The organism is Bacillus sp. FSL K6-1006, from assembly GCF_038593175.1.
Taxonomy (GTDB): Bacteria; Bacillota; Bacilli; order Bacillales; family Bacillaceae; genus Bacillus; species Bacillus safensis.
Genome location: NZ_CP151970.1, coordinates 3,543,002 through 3,560,155, shown reverse-complemented (window position 1 = coordinate 3,560,155; position 17,154 = coordinate 3,543,002). Strand labels below are relative to the sequence as shown.

Annotated in this window: 19 protein-coding genes; 16 read left to right on the top strand and 3 right to left on the bottom strand. The window is 44.3% G+C overall.

The features are described from left to right. The first annotated feature begins 8 nt into the window (after positions 1–8). The 6 genes from NSS65_RS18530 (at position 9) to NSS65_RS18505 (ending at position 5,073) form a co-directional block, all read left to right on the top strand. Positions 9–1,319, top strand: coding sequence for a PTS transporter subunit EIIC (locus NSS65_RS18530; protein ID WP_041118250.1), 1,311 nt, complete (start codon positions 9–11; stop codon positions 1,317–1,319). A gap of 31 nt (positions 1,320–1,350) precedes the next feature. After that, positions 1,351–2,784: a glycoside hydrolase family 1 protein gene (locus NSS65_RS18525; RefSeq protein ID WP_326135204.1), complete on the top strand. Its 1,434-nt coding sequence runs from the start codon at positions 1,351–1,353 to the stop codon at positions 2,782–2,784. A gap of 12 nt (positions 2,785–2,796) precedes the next feature. Next, positions 2,797–3,120: a PTS sugar transporter subunit IIB gene (locus NSS65_RS18520; protein ID WP_024423899.1), complete on the top strand. Its 324-nt coding sequence runs from the start codon at positions 2,797–2,799 to the stop codon at positions 3,118–3,120. Between the two features lie 19 nt (positions 3,121–3,139). Beyond that, on the top strand, positions 3,140–3,469 hold the full coding sequence (locus NSS65_RS18515) for a PTS lactose/cellobiose transporter subunit IIA (protein WP_024423898.1): 330 nt from the start codon (positions 3,140–3,142) through the stop codon (positions 3,467–3,469). Between the two features lie 80 nt (positions 3,470–3,549). After that, positions 3,550–4,383, top strand: coding sequence for a polysaccharide deacetylase family protein (locus NSS65_RS18510; RefSeq protein WP_251027170.1), 834 nt, complete (start codon positions 3,550–3,552; stop codon positions 4,381–4,383). A gap of 321 nt (positions 4,384–4,704) precedes the next feature. After that, positions 4,705–5,073: a VOC family protein gene (locus tag NSS65_RS18505; protein WP_024423896.1), complete on the top strand. Its 369-nt coding sequence runs from the start codon at positions 4,705–4,707 to the stop codon at positions 5,071–5,073. Between the two features lie 44 nt (positions 5,074–5,117). On the opposite strand, the gene ribD is transcribed toward NSS65_RS18505, so the two are convergent. Genes ribD through NSS65_RS18490 form a run of 3 tightly spaced genes read right to left on the bottom strand, consistent with a single transcriptional unit; the run spans position 5,118 to position 7,828 of the window. Continuing rightward, positions 5,118–6,209: a bifunctional diaminohydroxyphosphoribosylaminopyrimidine deaminase/5-amino-6-(5-phosphoribosylamino)uracil reductase RibD gene (gene ribD / locus NSS65_RS18500; protein ID WP_070326188.1), complete on the bottom strand. Its 1,092-nt coding sequence runs from the start codon at positions 6,207–6,209 to the stop codon at positions 5,118–5,120. Next, positions 6,196–6,957, bottom strand: coding sequence for a GTP cyclohydrolase II (locus NSS65_RS18495; RefSeq protein ID WP_034281353.1), 762 nt, complete (start codon positions 6,955–6,957; stop codon positions 6,196–6,198). The genes ribD and NSS65_RS18495 overlap by 14 nt, the downstream gene beginning before the upstream one ends. A 16-nt stretch (positions 6,958–6,973) precedes the next feature. Continuing rightward, positions 6,974–7,828, bottom strand: coding sequence for a VOC family protein (locus NSS65_RS18490; protein ID WP_070326187.1), 855 nt, complete (start codon positions 7,826–7,828; stop codon positions 6,974–6,976). 177 nt (positions 7,829–8,005) lie between these two features. Here NSS65_RS18490 and NSS65_RS18485 point away from each other — a divergent pair, with 177 nt between their 5' ends. The 10 genes from NSS65_RS18485 to NSS65_RS18440 all read left to right on the top strand — a co-directional run bounded on the left by NSS65_RS18485 (position 8,006) and on the right by NSS65_RS18440 (position 17,153). Then, positions 8,006–8,338 (top strand): helix-turn-helix domain-containing protein, encoded by a 333-nt coding sequence (locus NSS65_RS18485; RefSeq protein WP_034281352.1) that lies wholly within the window; start codon positions 8,006–8,008, stop codon positions 8,336–8,338. Positions 8,339–8,703: 365 nt separating this feature from the next. After that, positions 8,704–9,162 (top strand): NEAT domain-containing protein, encoded by a 459-nt coding sequence (locus NSS65_RS18480; protein ID WP_326135205.1) that lies wholly within the window; start codon positions 8,704–8,706, stop codon positions 9,160–9,162. 20 nt (positions 9,163–9,182) lie between these two features. Continuing rightward, positions 9,183–9,836 (top strand): heme uptake protein IsdC, encoded by a 654-nt coding sequence (isdC, locus tag NSS65_RS18475; protein WP_326135206.1) that lies wholly within the window; start codon positions 9,183–9,185, stop codon positions 9,834–9,836. A gap of 19 nt (positions 9,837–9,855) precedes the next feature. Then, on the top strand, positions 9,856–11,667 hold the full coding sequence (locus NSS65_RS18470; protein WP_120207962.1) for an NEAT domain-containing protein: 1,812 nt from the start codon (positions 9,856–9,858) through the stop codon (positions 11,665–11,667). 75 nt (positions 11,668–11,742) lie between these two features. Continuing rightward, positions 11,743–12,630, top strand: coding sequence for a heme ABC transporter substrate-binding protein IsdE (isdE, locus tag NSS65_RS18465; protein WP_120207960.1), 888 nt, complete (start codon positions 11,743–11,745; stop codon positions 12,628–12,630). Between the two features lie 33 nt (positions 12,631–12,663). After that, entirely contained in the window at positions 12,664–13,650 is a 987-nt protein-coding gene (locus NSS65_RS18460) for an iron ABC transporter permease (RefSeq protein WP_041118234.1), read from the top strand. After that, positions 13,637–14,407 carry an ABC transporter ATP-binding protein gene (locus NSS65_RS18455; protein WP_326135207.1) on the top strand — a complete coding sequence of 257 codons (771 nt, stop codon included), beginning with the start codon at positions 13,637–13,639 and terminating at the stop codon, positions 14,405–14,407. The genes NSS65_RS18460 and NSS65_RS18455 overlap by 14 nt, the downstream gene beginning before the upstream one ends. Before the next feature lie 26 nt (positions 14,408–14,433). Continuing rightward, on the top strand, positions 14,434–15,186 hold the full coding sequence (gene srtB, locus NSS65_RS18450) for a class B sortase (RefSeq protein ID WP_144496453.1): 753 nt from the start codon (positions 14,434–14,436) through the stop codon (positions 15,184–15,186). An 18-nt stretch (positions 15,187–15,204) separates the two neighbouring features. After that, complete coding sequence (locus NSS65_RS18445; RefSeq protein WP_326135208.1) at positions 15,205–16,143, top strand: ABC transporter substrate-binding protein; 939 nt, start codon at positions 15,205–15,207, stop codon at positions 16,141–16,143. Beyond that, a complete protein-coding gene (locus NSS65_RS18440) occupies positions 16,140–17,153 on the top strand; it encodes an iron ABC transporter permease (RefSeq protein ID WP_326135210.1) in 1,014 nt (337 codons plus the stop codon). Before NSS65_RS18445 ends, NSS65_RS18440 begins: the two co-directional genes overlap by 4 nt. Position 17,154: the final 1 nt, after the last annotated feature.

Below are 17,154 nucleotides of genomic sequence, written 5' to 3'. Positions count from 1 at the left end.
GACGGATCATGAGCTTCAAGGAGAAAGCGGCAGATGTCATGGGGCATGTGGCTTATCGCATCACCAACCAGAAATATATTATGGCGATTAAACAGGCATTTGTGACACTGATGCCGATCATCATTACAGGAGCTTTTGCTGTACTGGTGGCGAATATGATCATGAGCCCGGAAACAGGGCTTGCTCATTTTGAGATATTCAGGTTTTTAGCAGAGCTTCAGCCTATTATGAAGGCAATCAATTATGCCACACTGAACTTTTTAACCATTGGGGCTGTGTTCCTCATTGGGATTGAGCTTGGGAAAATCAACGGTCACAAGTCTCTGTTCCCAGGATTGATGGCATTGATTTCATTTATATCTGTTATTCCAACGACACTTCTTCTTGAAGTCGATGGATCGATGCGTGAGGTTGTTGACGTGTTGGCAAGACAATTTTCTGATCCAAAAAGCTTATTTTTAGGGATGATCATTGCGATCGTATCTGTGGAGATTTTTTGTAAGCTGACCGAGGTGAAATGGCTGCAAATCAAGATGCCGGATTCGGTTCCGTCGAATGTGGCAACGTCTTTTTCGTCACTTTTCCCATCGATCATTACAATTACAATCATTAGCTCATTTGGCTTTGCATTTCACCGGTTGACAGGCATTTATCTGCATGAAGCAGTGTATAACGTGGTGCAGCGTCCGTTAGAAAGTGTTGTACAGGGGCTGCCTGGGATTTTAACGTTGATGTTTGTGGCGCAATTTTTCTGGGTGATCGGCATTCATGGCAACCAGATGATTAAGCCGATCCGGGAGCCGCTCTTATTAGGATCGATTGCAGTGAATATGACAGCATTTCAAGAGGGAAAAGAGATACCGAATATCATCACGATGCCGTTTTGGGATGTGTATATGAGCATCGGTGGTTCAGGTGTGACCATTGGTCTTTTGATTGCGATTTTTATTGCTGGGAGAAGGGAAGAGATGCGAAGCATTGCCAAGCTCTCATCTGGACCCGGACTGTTCAACATCAATGAACCCGTTATTTTTGGATTACCTGTGATGCTAAACCCTGTGATGGCGATCCCATTTATCGTCACGCCCCTTGTGACCGGTACGATTGGGTATATTGCGACGGCTACAGGATTCGCTGGAAAAGCGGTCGTGATGGTGCCATGGACGACACCACCGCTTGTGAATGCATGGCTGTCCACCGCTGGCAGTATGGGCGCTGTCATCACACAGCTTATCTGCATTGGAGTTGCTGTTTTCATCTATTTACCGTTTGTTCTATTGTCTAATCGCAAGCCAGAAGCAGCACCAGATTCAGAATAAACATTCAGACGAAGAAAAGGGAGGCGGCGACATGAACAGAATTGAGATTCCAAGTGATTTTATCCTAGGTGCTGCGGCTTCTGCTTGGCAGACCGAGGGATGGAAGGGAAAGCGGGCGCATCAGGACTCGTACATCGACTTATGGTATAAGGAAGGATATCACGTGTGGCACGAAGGCTATGGTCCTGCTGGTGCGACAAACTTTTACGAGCGCTACCCTGAAGATGTCGCCTTAATGAAAGAGATTGGGCTGACACATTACAGGACATCGATCAATTGGTCGAGGTTTCTCATAGATTACGAGAATGGGATAGTGGATGAGGCCTATGCTCGTTACATTGATGATCTGATCAATGAATTAATCGCATCAGGTGTAGAACCAATGTTTTGCTTAGAGCACTATGAACTTCCTGCTGTTTTGCTTGAGAAGTACGGCGGATGGTCATCAAAGCATGTTGTCGAGCTGTTTGTTCTCTATGCAGAAAAGGTGTTTGAACGCTACGGAGACCGAGTCAAGCATTGGTTTAGTTTTAATGAACCGATTGTTGTTCAGACACGTGTTTATCTAGATGCGATACGATATCCGTTTGAGCAAAATACGAAGAAATGGATGCAGTGGAACTATCATAAAGCGCTGGCAACAGCAAAAGTGGTGAAGCTGTTTCAGGAGATGGGCTTGAAGGAATCGGCAGGAGCCAAAATCGGCGTGATTCTCAATCCAGAAGTGACGTATGCAAGATCGTCTGCTCCCCATGACCAAAAAGCGGCACGTATGTATGACTTGTTTTTTAATCGAGTGTTCCTAGATCCTTCCATCAAAGGGGAGTATCCAGAGGAACTGATCGATGTGTTGAAAAAGCATGATATTCTTTTCGATTCCACAGAGGAAGAGCTTCAGATCATCAAGAATCATACGGTGGATGTTGTTGGGCTTAACTTGTACTATCCGCATCGTGTCAAGGCACCGAGTAAGGCTTGGAATGAAGGGACGCCTTTTCATCCATCCTATTATTACGATATGTTTGTGCTTCCAGGGAGAAAAATGAATCCTTTCAGAGGCTGGGAAATCTACCCGAACATTGTCTATGATATGGGGATGAGGATAAAAGAAGAATACGGAAATATTGAGTGGTTTGTGGCCGAAAATGGCATGGGTGTAGAAAAGGAAGAACGGTTTAAAACAGAAGACGGTATCATTGATGATCAATATCGCATTTCATTTATCAGCCAGCATTTGAAGCGGGCACTTCAAGCGAAAGCAGAAGGATCAAATTGCATAGGCTATATGCTTTGGGCATTTACAGACAATGTCTCACCGATGAATGCCTTTAAAAACCGCTACGGATTAGTCGAAATCCAGCTGGAGAATGAACGAAATCGTCAGCTGAAAGCATCTGCGTATTGGTACCAGACATTAATCAAAACAAGGGAACTGCAGGTTGAAACAGAAGTCATTTATCAATAGGAGTGATGAGAAATGAAACGAATCATTCTCGCTTGTGCAGCAGGAATGTCAACGTCTATTGTGGTGTCCAAAATGAAGGCTGCCGCAGAAGCTAAAGGGCTGGATTACTATATTTATGCTATACCTGAAGGAGCCATTGCAGATGAACTAGAAGAGCATGGAGAGGATGTACAGGCGATTTTACTTGGACCGCAAGTAAGCTTTATGAAAAAAGCAGCTGAAAAAACGGCGGCACCCTATCAAATACCTGTCGATGTCGTCAATGTAAGATTATACGGAACAGCAAACGGAGAAAAAATTCTAGAGCATGCACTGAAACTAGCAAATGAATCTTGAATAATTGGAGGAGAAGCAGATGACGGTATTAGAGGAAATGCAGGGAGCAGCCTTTCAAATCATTGCCCATGCAGGCGAGGCAAGAAGTCATTATGTAGAAGCGATTCGTCTAGCAAGAGCGGATGATTTTGAAAAAGCGCAGCAGTTGATCGAAAAAGGGGAGGAAGCGTTTCGAAGCATCCACAACCTGCATCTGTCGCTGATTCAAAAAGAAGCGGCAGGTGAACAGCTTCCTTTTTCTTTACTGCTCATACACGCAGAAGATCAAATGCTCACAACAGAGACCATTCATCTGCTCGCCATCGAAATGATCGAAATGTGTAAAAAAATGAATACCCTGTCAAAATAGTTGTCAATGAATAACCAATTTCTGTTATAATCATTCGGTAGATAAAGAGAAAGCAGGATTGGTGAATGAAGAAAACATGTATGCTGATGACGATTGGTCTTATGCTGCTGCTCATTTCGGGCTGTATGGGAATGAAGGAGCAGGCGGGAGGAAGCCAGCAAGTCATCAAAGAGGAAAAGGGTCGATTACAAACAAAAGACATTCAGCAGAAAAAAGAAACGGCAGTGATAGAGACAAAAAACTGGATCAAGCAAAAGGAGCCGGTCGAGCTTCCGATTTTGATGTATCATAGTATCTCAAGCGGCAACTCGTTACGTGTGCCAAAGAGCGAATTTGCAGCTCATATGAAATGGCTGAAGGACAACGACTATGTCACACTGTCGCCAGAAGAGGTGTACCGCGTTTTCACAACAAATTCGATGCCAAGTAAGAAGAGTGTCCTCATTACATTTGATGATGGATATACGGATAACTATACAAAGGCATTTCCGATTTTAAAGCAGTATGAATTGAAAGCAACGATTTTCATGATTGAGCAATCCATTGGCCGTCCAAATCACTTAACGGATGAGCAAATGGACGAGATGATGGCACATGGGATATCGATTGAGAGTCATACGATTCATCATTTAGAGCTCAATCGATTATCAAAGCAGCAGCAGGAAGAGGAGTTAAAAGGATCAAAGACATTCTTCGATCAGCGATTTTCTCAGCGTACGAGAATGGTCAGCTATCCTGTCGGGCGCTATAATGAAGAGACGTTGAAGCTGGCGAAGGAAGCCGGATATCAAATGGCTGTCACCACTGAACCAGGACATGCGAAGAAGGAACAAGGCATGATGTCATTGCACCGCGTCCGTATTTCACCGGGACTTTCACCAGAAAGCTTTGGCAGGCTGGTAGAAGGGAAGTAACGATCAATGTTTCACATGAAACATTTTTCGACAAGTTTCACCAAAATGAATCACCGCCCATACACCTTGACATGATATGTCTTGGTTTCAACTGTTATTACAAGACACTTAGATAGACAGAACTTTCATGACCGTGGGAGTTCTGTTTTTGAAAAAAATACTGCATTGTCATTCAAACCCTACATCGTATGAAACACCTCAAAGAAAGTCACCAAGTATCAAGCCCGCCAATGAAGTAACAAGTAAATTTTCTCAGCATCGCAAAAACTTAAGACACACTACATAGAAAAACCAATTGAGAAAAGAAAGGGAGAGGGGAATATGTCAAACTTTTTTGGAATCGACCATGTTCAACTAGCTGCCCCAAAAGGCAGTGAAGAGAAAGCTCGTTTGTTTTTTGGTGAAATTTTAGGGATGAAAGAAATACCTAAGCCTAGTAATTTAGCTAAACGCGGAGGTGTCTGGTTCCAATGCGGTCATCATCAGCTTCACATTGGCATTCAGGAACATTTTCAAGCTGCAAAGAAAGCTCATCCAGCTTTTCTTGTAAAGAGTCTATCGGAATTAAAAGAGGTATTATTGAAGCATCAGATTAGTATAAAAGAAGATGAGCCATTGGAGGGAGCCAATCGGTTTTATGTAGAAGATCCTTTTGGGAATCGAATTGAGTTTTTAGAGAGAAGAGACTAGAAGACAAAAATAAGGCTGTCGAGATTTTCTCGACAGCCTACTTGTTATTGATAAACGGGATAGCCCGTCATTTTGATATCTTTTCCGAGTGGTTCCACGGTGAGTTGATCCAGTTCAATGGCATCACTCATGAGGCGTATGCCTTCGCCTCCGAAAAAGGAAGGGGAAAGTCGTCCTCCAATGAGCTTAGGCGCCATATAGATGACGAGTTTATCTACAAGCTGCTGCTCTAAGAATGAGGCGTTAATCTGGCCGCCGCCTTCAATCATGAGAGAGGAGATATTTTTTTCTCCCAGCACTTGAAGCACTTCTTTCAGGGGCACCCGCGTGTCGCTGTCTGTCATGAAGACACGGACGCCAGCTTCTTCTAAAGCCGCTCGTTTTTCCTTATCGGCTTGCTTTGTTGTAAAGATCCATGTAGGTGCCATCTGATCCGTGACGATCTTTGCTGTCAGTGGTGTTGACAGCTTAGAGTCTAAGACAATTCGAATCGGATTATTCCCATTTGGAATCCGCGCAGTTAATGAAGGATCATCGTGAATGACGGTTTGAGCACCGACCAAAATCGCATCATTGATACTGCGGATATGGTGAGCATCACAACGGGATGTCTCAGATGTAATCCACTTGCTGTCAGACGTGGCAGAGGCGATTTTTCCATCTAAGGTAATGCCTGCTTTGAGCGTCACAAAAGGTGTTTTTTTCGTAATAAAGTGATTAAATACTTCATTCATCAGAATGGATTCCTGTTCAAGTACGCCTGTGATGACTTGTATGCCTGCGTCTTGTAAAATGGCAATCCCGCGGCCAGCGACAAGCGGATTCGGATCAAGTGCCGCCACGACAACAGTTTCGACGCCGGCTTTCACAAGCGCTTCCGCGCAAGGGCCTGTGCGGCCATGGTGGGAACAAGGCTCGAGGGTCACATAAATAGTGGCTCCTTTTGCTTTGTCTCCGGCCATGTTGAGTGCATGAATTTCAGCATGCGGTTCACCGGCTTTCATATGAGCACCGACTCCAACAATTTCATTCTCTCGCACAATCACAGCCCCGACGAGCGGGTTCGGAGATGTCTGACCTTTCATTGCCCGTGCATTATCAAGGGCTAGCTTCATATATCGCTCATGATGTGGCAATCGTACGCACCTCTTGCTCCGCCTTCATGTGACCTGAGCGGTTGATTTTTGTCTGCAAGTATTTTTCGTTAAATTCAGAGACATCTCCCCAAAGCGGAATGCGTCCAGAAAGAGATAAGCCTGCATGGCTGATCGCATCTGTCTTTTTCGGATTATTGGTAATGAGTCTGACTGGCTTTGTACGAAGTGTTTGAAGAACGGCAATGGCTTCTTCGTATTGACGTGTGTCATCTTCAAAACCAAGTGCTTCGTTCGCTTCTACTGTATCGTAGCCGTTTTCTTGAAGAATATAAGCCATGGCTTTACTGAAAAGACCAATGCCGCGGCCTTCATGATTGGCTAAGTAAAACAGGGCTCCTGCCCCATTGTCCTCGATCATTCGCATAGACTGCTTCAATTGGAATCCGCAGTCACAGCGCTTGCTTCCGAAAATATCGCCAGTGTGGCAAATGGAATGCATGCGGATAAGGGCTTCGTCAGCTTGCTCAAAATCCCCGTATACTAGAACGCTTGACTGCTGATGATCAGCAAGCTGGCGGGACGAGAGGCTTTCAATTAAAGCTTCATCTGACAATGGCTCTCTTCCATCGTCTTTTAACCATGAATACCAGTTGAACATGACGGTTCTGCCGTCTAAATTCACTGGCAGTTTAATGGGTCCAGTGATATATATATACCCGTCTTCTTGCTGTACTCGTTTGATTTTATCTTTTAATATGGCTGTTTTAAGCTCTGTGTGTTTGTCCATATTCTGCACCTTCTTTTTAGTCTGTTTCTTCAATCTGTAAACGAACGAGAACGCCAAATGGATCAACAAATTCGCTGCTTTTTCCTGTCGTGTTGACTTGAGTGCCTGCTTTTGTCAGGCGTTCGATGACGGATTGTCTGTCTGCTTCTTCTGGGAAAACCAGTGTATAGCTTCTAATTCCTGAAAAACGTGGATCAATGGCTCCTTTTCGTCCGCGTCCCCATGCATTAAATGCAAGGTGGTGGTGGTACACACCAGCAGCGATAAATAGGCTTGCTGGTGGAGCCATTCGGATATGAAAACCGAGCGTATTGACATAAAAGGAATCTGCTTCTTCTGGGTTGAGATGAAAATGCAAGTGTCCCATCACTGTGCCGGCAGGGAGTCCTTCCCATGTGGTATCAGCGGCTTCCTGCAGGAGTCCATCTCCATCAAGCGGCGCATTTCCGCCACCTTTCAGTTCTCCATGCTCACCTACCCAAATGTCCTCAGGACGGTCAGCATAAATTTCTACGCCAATGCCGTCAGGATCACTTAAATAAATGGCTTCACTGAAAAAGTGATCGCTTGCTCCAATTAAAGGATAGCCTTTTTTGATCACATGTGCCAGCCATGTGCCCAGGTTTTTTCTGGTAGGTAATAAAACAGCAAAGTGATAAAGTCCTGGCTCATGATCAGGCTTCTCTTTGAGCTGTGCATCTTCTTTTAACAAAAGAATCGGTTCCTTTGCATTGCTGCCAAGTGTCACCGTGGAATCTGTTTTTTCTAATATAGTAAATCCTAAAATGTCTGTATAAAAAGGTAAAGAACGATCAAAGCTGGACACATGTAATTCTGTCACACCCAACCTTAGCTGCTCAATTGTCTTCAAGCTCGGTCATCTCCTTCATGATATATGCATCGGCATGTTCAAATGTTTTTGAAAATCTATAAAAAATGAATACCTTGTTACTTTTAGTAACTAAACTATATAATAGTTAGTGACTTATTTCAAGTAATTAATTGTGTTATAATGAAAAAAAGAGAAAAAAGCAGGAGGGAGTAAGATATGGCTCAAGTAGATGGCTGCCCAATTACAGATGCCATGGAGATTCTAGGCAAGAAGTGGGTCATTCTCATCATCAATCAGCTTCTGACAGGGCCTAAGCGTTTTTGTCAGCTTGAAAATGAAATGAACATCAGCGGAAGATTACTATCAGAAAGGCTGAAGGATTTAGAAGCTGAGGGACTTGTTGAGAAAAAGGTATACCCCGACATTCCAGTGCGGATTGAATACGAATTAACAGTGCAAGGAAAGAAAACTGAACCGATTATTCGTGAAATGTATGCATGGTCTTTAGAGCGTAAAAACAGCAAAATAGAGGAACATGTTCCTTCTTAATCGATTTCGATCAGTGTGTCTGATCGAAATTTTTTTGTGTGATTTTCCAGAAAACTAAGACAATAGTATGAAAAATGATGTTGACAATCATTTCATGCATTATATAATATCAAGGAGAAGAGGGTTCTTTTCCCTGTAATGGAATGGAGGTTATGCCATGGTATTATGAATGGGACAGATTGCCTAAAACTCTTATCCATCATTTAGAAGCAGACATCTTTGACTTTAGGAAGCAAAGATTTATTTTTTCAACTCAATTGATAATGATTATCATAATCATCTATAAGTGTGTTCCAGCACTTATGAAGGTTATTTTTTTTATTGTCTATTGAGAATAATTATCAATATCATTTAGGAGGGCTCACATGAAAGTCATTCGTTCAACGTCACCCGTATTATTATTCCTTAGTTTTGTTCTATTATTTGCTCTAGCTCCTGTTAGTTCAGCTTCAGCAGCTGGCTTAGCAGATGGTCAATATTCAGCGCAATATGTGGTATGGAAAGCTGATAGCGATTCGACTTCAACAGCGAATACGTATTTCGAAAAACCAGCCAAGCTTGTCGTAAAGGATGGAAAAATCAAAGCGCAAGTCACGTTAACGAATAGCTCTTGGATTACAAGCATTAAAACGCTCGATCAAGGTGTCTATAAAGATGCGAAGGTGATCAATACAAATACAGCTGCGAATAAGAGAACAGTAGAATTCAATGTGAACAGCCTGACTGAGGCCGTACCAGCAAAAGTGAGTGTGACTGTACCGGCTATCGGATATACAGGCAATTACGACATTCGCCTCAAGTTTGATGCGGCATCTGTTCAATAGAAAGGGAGGAAATTCGCTTGATGAAAAAAAGAATGAGGCTGTCAGTCTTCATGGCGGTTTTTTTACTGGCACTTATGCTGCCTTTTTCAAACGCACAGGCTGCCGCATTAAAGGATGGTACATACTCCGTCAATTATACAGTGCTGAAAGCTGAAGGAAATGCGGTCTCAATGGCAAATGATTACTGGCTGAAGCCAGCAAAGGTGATAGTGAAAAATGGGAACCTGACAGTGCAAATGACGATTAAAAATAGCAGCTGGGTAACGGAATTTAAAGTACCGGGAAATGGCGGCTATGTCGATACAACTGTTCTCTCAACAAATAAAAAAGCCAATACAAGGCTCGTTCAGTTCCAAGCTCAAAGCTTGTCTAAACCAATCAAGTCAAAAATTCATGTCACTGTGAAATCTGCTGATTATGATCATGATTACACCATTCAGCTGAAATTCGATGAAAGCAGCATCAAGTCACTTTCGTCTAACAATGCAAATCAATCAGCGGGTGCAGCAGAAAGTCAGCAGCCATCAAAAGAATCAACGAACAAAGCTGATTCATCCACGAAGAAACAAGAAGAAAATCCTCAAACTGGTGATACAAGCCAGACAGGGTGGCTCCTTGTGCTTGTCTTATGTTCAGGCGGGTTTTTAGCAAGAAAGTGGATCATCAAGCATTAACGGAAGGAAGTGTCACCATTTGAAACGTCTTTTTCATCTAAAGGCAGCCATTCTGCTCGTTTTATTCAGTTTGTTGACTGCGTTTCAGATTCCTCAAGGAACAGCTCAAGCGGCATCATTCGTTGATGGTGAATACACAGTTGGATTCACCGTTTTAAAAAATGGCAGCACAGAAGCGTCCATGATGGATACTTATACAGAAAAGCCAGCTAAGCTGATTGTGGAAAATGGCAAGAAAACAGCCTATGTCACACTGAAGCAAAGCAAAGAAATAACAGATTTCAAGGTCGAACAAAATGGTGCTCTCGTTACCACTGAAACGGTCAGTGAGGACGAAACAGCCAATACACGTGTGATCAAATTTAATGTCGACGACTTATCAGCGAAATTAAACGGCTGGGTGAAAATTTACTGGGATTTAGGCGGCTTTATTTATGACGAAGCATATGACGTACAGCTTGCATTCGATCAAAGCAGCCTCACACTCGTTACGCCTGCAAAACCAGATGATAACGAAACAAAACCGGATGACCAAAACGGTACAAAGCCAGACGATAACGAAACAAAACCGGATGACCAAAACGGTACAAAGCCAGACGATAACGAAACAAAACCGGATGATCAAAATGGTACAAAGCCAGACGATCAACCGACAAAACCAGGTAATAACAATGGCACAAAACCAGATGATTCCGCGCAAAATCAATTAAAAGATGGCGTATATCGTATTAATTACAGTGTACTAAAAGGGGATACGGATGAGGCATCTCGAATGAGTGATTACTTCTCACATCCTGCATCCTTAACTGTCAAAAATGGAAAGCAAACCATTTCCTTTACGGTGAAGGACCATAAGTCTGTCGCTTCTTTGAAAACAGAGAAAGACGGTTCTTATCAAGAAGCCAAAACAGTCAGCAAGGATGAAGCAAAGAACACAAGAGTGGTTTCATTTGATGTAGATGATTTGAAAAAAGCGGTAAAAGGAAAAGTACACATTGTAGTAGCAGCCGCTAACTATGACCAAACCTACGATATTCGTTTTCAATTTGATTCAAAGAGTATCGCTCCAGTGAAGGACGGGCAGGTGGTAGAGGAAGAAACACCAGCTGCACCAGAAACACCAAAACCAAACACACCAACAACAGAAACAAATAACGGCGAAGCAAATCAAGAGACGGCTCAGCTAAAAGATGGTGTATACAAGCTTCCTTTCTCAATGAAGAAAGCAGACAAGGATGAGCTTTCTCGTATGAACGATTACGTTGTGAGTCCTGCGACACTGGTTGTAAAAAATGGCCGCCATTTCGTTTCATATACAGTGAAGAACAGCTCAGCGATCACGTCATTCCAAGTAGGAACAGGCGGAAAGTTTGAGGAGACACTTGTCGCGAAGACAGATCAAAAAGCAGATACACGCGTCATTCAATATGAAGCAAAAAGTTTAAGTGGAGCTCAGGCTGCACGCGTAAAAATTGATATTCCAGCTGCGAACTACCATGAGCAGTACGATGTCAAACTCGTCTATGACACAAAAGGAATCGCTCTCGGTGAGGGAAGCGGAATTTCAACGGTCATTGGAGACGATGAGAGTATCGGCTTTATCAAAAATCCAAATGATCACGATTCTCCAACGAATCAACTTGAGAATGCAGTACCTGAGGAAACGGGTGCGGAGCAGATGACATTTACGCCATCAGATGATCAAACCAAATCTGAGTCTGGACAGCTGAATCCGAAAACGGGAGATACCTCTCTTCTTTGGGTGTATATTCTTTTATTCGGCGGTTCGTTATTGGTACTCGTCAGAAAATATCAAACACGGACAAGATAGACTGTTTATTTTATGTGAGATGCGCCATTTATGCTGGCGCATCCACTCTCTTTTTTCGAAAGGAGGCTTCTATTTTTGAAGCATCGAATATTATGTACCTTGATCGCTGCCTTCAGTGTGTGCATGATCTTATCGGGCTGCTCACAGTCAGCTGAAAGCTCAGCAAAAGGCAAAAAAAGCGCTGAATCAAGTGAGCGCATTGTAGCAACGACTGTAGCTGCTGCGGAGATCATGGATGCTTTAGAGGTGGATCTTGTCGGGGTGCCAACAAGTCAAAAATCTTTGCCAGCTCGTTACAAAGGACTGCCGGAAGTCGGTAACCCAATGAGCCCGGACATGGAAATCATCCAATCACTTCAACCGACAGATGTCCTTTCTGTCACAACCCTTCAATATGATTTAGAGACACCCTTTCAGCAAGCAGGTGTCCCTGCCACATACCTAAATCTCGAGAGCATGGCTGACATGGAGAAGGCCATCACGAAGCTTGGAGATCAGTATGACAGAAAGAAGCAGGCTGAACGCATTGTGTCTGAGTTTGAGCAAAAAAAGAAAGACATTCAAGAGAGAACGAAAGGAAAACGCAAGCCGTCCGTTCTGATTTTGCTTGGTGTGCCAGGCAGTTATTTGGTGGCGACAGAGAATTCATATATTGGTGATCTTGTGCGTATCGCAGGAGGAAAGAATATTGTCAAAGGCGAGAAAATGGAGTATTTGGCATCCAATACGGAATATTTACAAAAAGCCAATCCAGATATCATTCTCCGGGCCGCACATGGGATGCCAGACGAAGTCGTCCAAATGTTTGATGAAGAATTCAAAACAAATGACATCTGGAAACATTTCAATGCGGTCAAACAAGACCGGGTGTATGACCTCGAAGAAAGCTTATTCGGGACAACAGGCAATTTAAAGGCAGCAGAAGCATTAGATGAATTGACTCGTATGTTGTATCCGTCATAAGCGGCGAATCTTAATGATAAAAGGACGTTCAAGATGAAAAAAACAGGGATTTTATTTCTGATAGTCAGTCTCTTACTGGTCTGCGTATTTATTTATTCAGCCATTACTGGGAGCATTCATGTCACCCCATTTGAATTATTAGAAGGGCTCATCACCGGTCAACATGCACAGGTAGAAATCATTAAAGATTTGAGAATTCCCCGCATGCTTATCGCGATGTTTACAGGGGCCGCCTTATCTGTCTCCGGTGTACTGCTGCAGTCGGTCATGAGGAATCCGTTAGCTGATGCCGGCGTCATTGGCATTTCATCAGGAGCCAGCTTCTTTTCATTAATGGCGATTACAGCGCTTCCTCAATTTTATTTCTACTCTCCTTTATTTTCGGTTTTAGGCGGGGCTATTGCGTGTTTCCTCGTGTACGTTCTGTCTTGGAAGGGTGGTTTAAGCCCGATCCGCATGATCTTGGTTGGGATCGCCATCAATGCCATGTTTACTGGGATGGCTGAAGCATTTGTGACCATTTGCAGCTATTTCAATATCACAATTAATCAGTCAGGGCAGTCGAATCTCACGATGAAAACGTGGGGAGATGTCCGTTTAATCGGTGTCTATGGTGTCGCCGGCCTTGTCGTTGCACTCTTCTTCAGCAGATGGTGCAACCTCCTGGCTCTTCAGGACAAGACAGCGAAAAATTTAGGATTGCGTGTGACCAGAATGCGCCTTTTGATTTCCATCACAGCCGTTTTACTTGCGGCGGTGACAGCTGCAGTAGCGGGCGTGATAGCCTTTGTCGGCTTGCTCATTCCGCACATTTCAAGAAGGCTTGTCGGCTCGGATCACCGGGTACTGATTCCATTTTCTGCGTTAAGCGGGGCTTTGCTTATTTTAACGGCTGATACGCTCGGCAGGACGCTTGTGGCGCCAAATGAGATTCCTGCTTCTACGATCATGGCCGTGATAGGCGGGCCGTTTCTGATCTTTTTATTAAGAAGGGGGGACCGTCTCCATGGACATTCGTGAGGTGTCATTCTCATATGATCAGCAGAAGGACATTGTTCAATCGGTCACAACACAGATTGAAAAGGGGAAAATCACAACCATTATCGGTCCAAATGGCTCGGGAAAATCCACACTGCTTTCCTTAATGGCGAATAATCATTGTCCAAATAAAGGGCAAATTCACTTAGACGGGCAAACGCTGAATACGTTCAAGCCAAAGGAGCTGGCAAAAAAGCTCGCTGTCGTCCATCAGCAAAATGAAGCGCCGCTTGATTTAACGATCGAACGGGTCGTGGCATTCGGCAGAACGCCGTACCAGACGATGCGCGGAGGAGACAAGGAAGAGGATGAGAGAGCCATAGAGTGGGCGCTGTCCAGTACAAAGCTAACGGACAAACGAAAGGTGCCGCTCGCCTCTCTGTCAGGTGGAGAGCGGCAGCGTGTATGGATTGCGATGGCGCTTGCGCAAAAAACACCAATCCTTTTCTTAGATGAACCGACAACTTATTTGGATATTTACTATCAATTTGACATTCTTGAGCTGATCCGTGAACTGAATGCCATGCATGGATTAACCATTGTCATGGTCCTGCACGACATGAATCAGGCTGTCCGCTACAGCGATATCATCATAGCGATGAAGGATGGACAGGTTATCAGTGAAGGACAGCCAAACGATGTGTTAACAGAGGAAAACGTGCGTCACATTTATGATGTGTCCGTCACGATTAGACAGGATGCAGAAACAGGGATGTATATCGTGCCTGTTGGTATATAAGCTGTGCAAAAAGCAGGTGAGACAGTGTGAAACGAGGAAAACGGCTCTGGCAGCGGATGCTGACGATTGTTTGTTTAGGCGTGTTTATTTATAGCGGTACAGCCATCGGCTTCGAACTTTTCGGTTATTATCAAAATCGCCAGGTGCTTGCAAAGGCCCAAACGATGTATGGACATCAAGAAGAAATGACTGAAAAACGGGAGCCGGGAAAGATCCGTTCGTCATTTGATGAGCTGCGGAAGGTGAATGAGGATATTGTCGGCTGGATCAATATGAAGGACACGATGATTCAGTATCCGATTGTTCAATCTCGGGATAATGCATTCTACTTAACTCGCAATTATTTAAAAAAAGACACCCGGGCAGGCAGTATCTTTATGGATTATCGTAATGATGTCCTGCATGAAAGCCCAAATACAGTCGTGTACGGCCATCGGATGAGGGATGGATCCATGTTCGCTGGACTCACAAACTATCTAAAAAAAGATTTCTTCCAAGAGCACCGGACATTTCATTACGATACGCTGTATCAAAGCTATGAAGCGGAGATTTTTGCTGTGTATGAAACGACGGTTGACTTCGACTATATTCAAACCGATTTTCAAGATCTTGGCGAATATGCGCACTACTTGCAAGCTGTACGGAAGAAATCAATCTATCAAACGAAGACAGACGTGTCCACAGATGACCTCATCCTCACCTTATCGACCTGTGATCATGTGCTTGCACCTAAAAACGGGCGTCTCGTGGTACAGGCAAAGCTAAAGAAAGTTTACTAGAAAAGGAGAGACAGGCGGTTGAAATTTTCACATGTGATCTTGGCGGGACTCGTCTTGATGCTTCTCCTCGGGGGATGCAGTCAGGCAGCACCTGTAGAGAAAGGAAGCGGGCAAGGAGCGCTGAAGATAAAGGATTTTACCGGAAGAACGCTGTCGTTTGATGAACCCCCTCAGCGTATCGTCGCTTTGTCGTCTGGGGACATGAGTATTGTGTATGCTTTAGGCGGTGAGGTGGTCGGCCGGCCAACTGCTGAGTTACCAGACAGCTTACAAAAGGCAAAGTCCGTACAAACGATTGGCACAACGCATCAATTTGATGTAGAGCTGATCACAAGCTTAAAGCCTGATGTGGTGCTTGGAAATGAACAGTTAAACAGCAAGGACATCTCTACAATAGAAGGAATTGGTTCACAGCTTCTTTTGACAAGCGCCAATTCAGTGAAGGACATCCAGCGTCAAATGACGTTATTTGGGGAGTTACTTGGGACACAGCAACAGGCTAAAGCACTCAATGATCAAATTGATGAGCGGAAAAAACAGGTCAAGCAGCCTGAGAAAAAAGTGAAAACACTCGTTGTGTACGGTGCACCCGGCACATATATGGCGGCGCTTCCTCAATCCTTAAGCGGAGATTTACTGCATATCGCAGGGGGTGCAAACATCGCTGAGAATGAACCGGCACTCGAAAAATTCCCTCAATATGCCCAAATCAATGCAGAAAAGGTGATCGAAGCCGATCCTGATCTCATTCTGCTCATGACACACAGCAATCCTGAAGATGTGAAAGCAGGTTTTATGAGTGAAATGAAACAGAATGCAGCATGGCACGATGTATCTGCTGTCAAGAATGGCCGCGTGGAGGTTCTGCCTAGTGATCTATTCGGGACGAATCCAGGCGCAGACGTCATAAAGGCGATTGATGAACTAGAGAAGAGATTGAAGCGATTGTCATCATGAAGATGAATGCAGAGTTAGATTTTCAAAAAAGACAGTCGAGACGAAGATGGCTGATACTGGGACTGCTTCTTTCGCTAGGTGTGGGCATTTGTTTAGGGCTTGCCTTAGGTTCTGTTCAATTATCGCTGCCAGATTTAATCGCTGCTTTGACGGGATCAGGCCAGCCAGTCCATGAAAAAATCGTCATGGATTTACGCCTGCCGCGCGTTCTCATAGGTTTCATCGTCGGGGCCTGTCTCGCAGCATCAGGGGCGATTTTACAAGGAGTCGTCCGAAATCCACTCGCTGACCCCGGGATCATCGGTGTGACCGCCGGCGGCGGGTTAGCTGCTGTACTCAGCATGATTGTGTTTCCGCAATTCACATATCTGCTTCCAGCAGCTGCCTTCCTTGGCGCTTTATTAGCGGCACTTGTTGTGTATATGTTGTCGTTTGATCAAGGGGTTTCACCACTGAAATTGATTCTGGCAGGAGTGGCAGTCAATGCTCTGCTTGGTGCAGTCATGAATGGGTTTATGGTGCTTTATAGTGAGCGTGTGCAGGCTGTTCTGCCTTTTTTATCAGGAGGATTAAATGGACGGAGCTGGCATCACCTGAGCTTTGTGTCACCTTATGCGATTGCTGGATTGTGTCTTTGTTTTTTTGCAATCAAGCCGGCAAATCTCCTTTTGCTAGGTGATGAGTCAGCGCAGCTGCTAGGACTTAGAGTCGAGCGAACCCGATTTTTCTTAATTGCACTGGCGGCGCTTTTGGCGGGTGCAGCTGTAAGCGTGAGCGGATTAATTGGATTTGTCGGTCTTGTCGTCCCTCATTTTATCCGCCTTTTAATTGGAGATGACTACCGGTACCTGCTGCCGATCTCAATGCTTGGCGGCGGCGTACTTGTGGTCTTTGCTGATACAGCAGCACGGGTATGGTTTACACCGGTTGAACTGCCTGTTGGTATCCTGCTTGCCTGTATCGGTGCACCTTTCTTCCTCTATTTATTAAAAAAGAAAGGGAGGGGTTAAG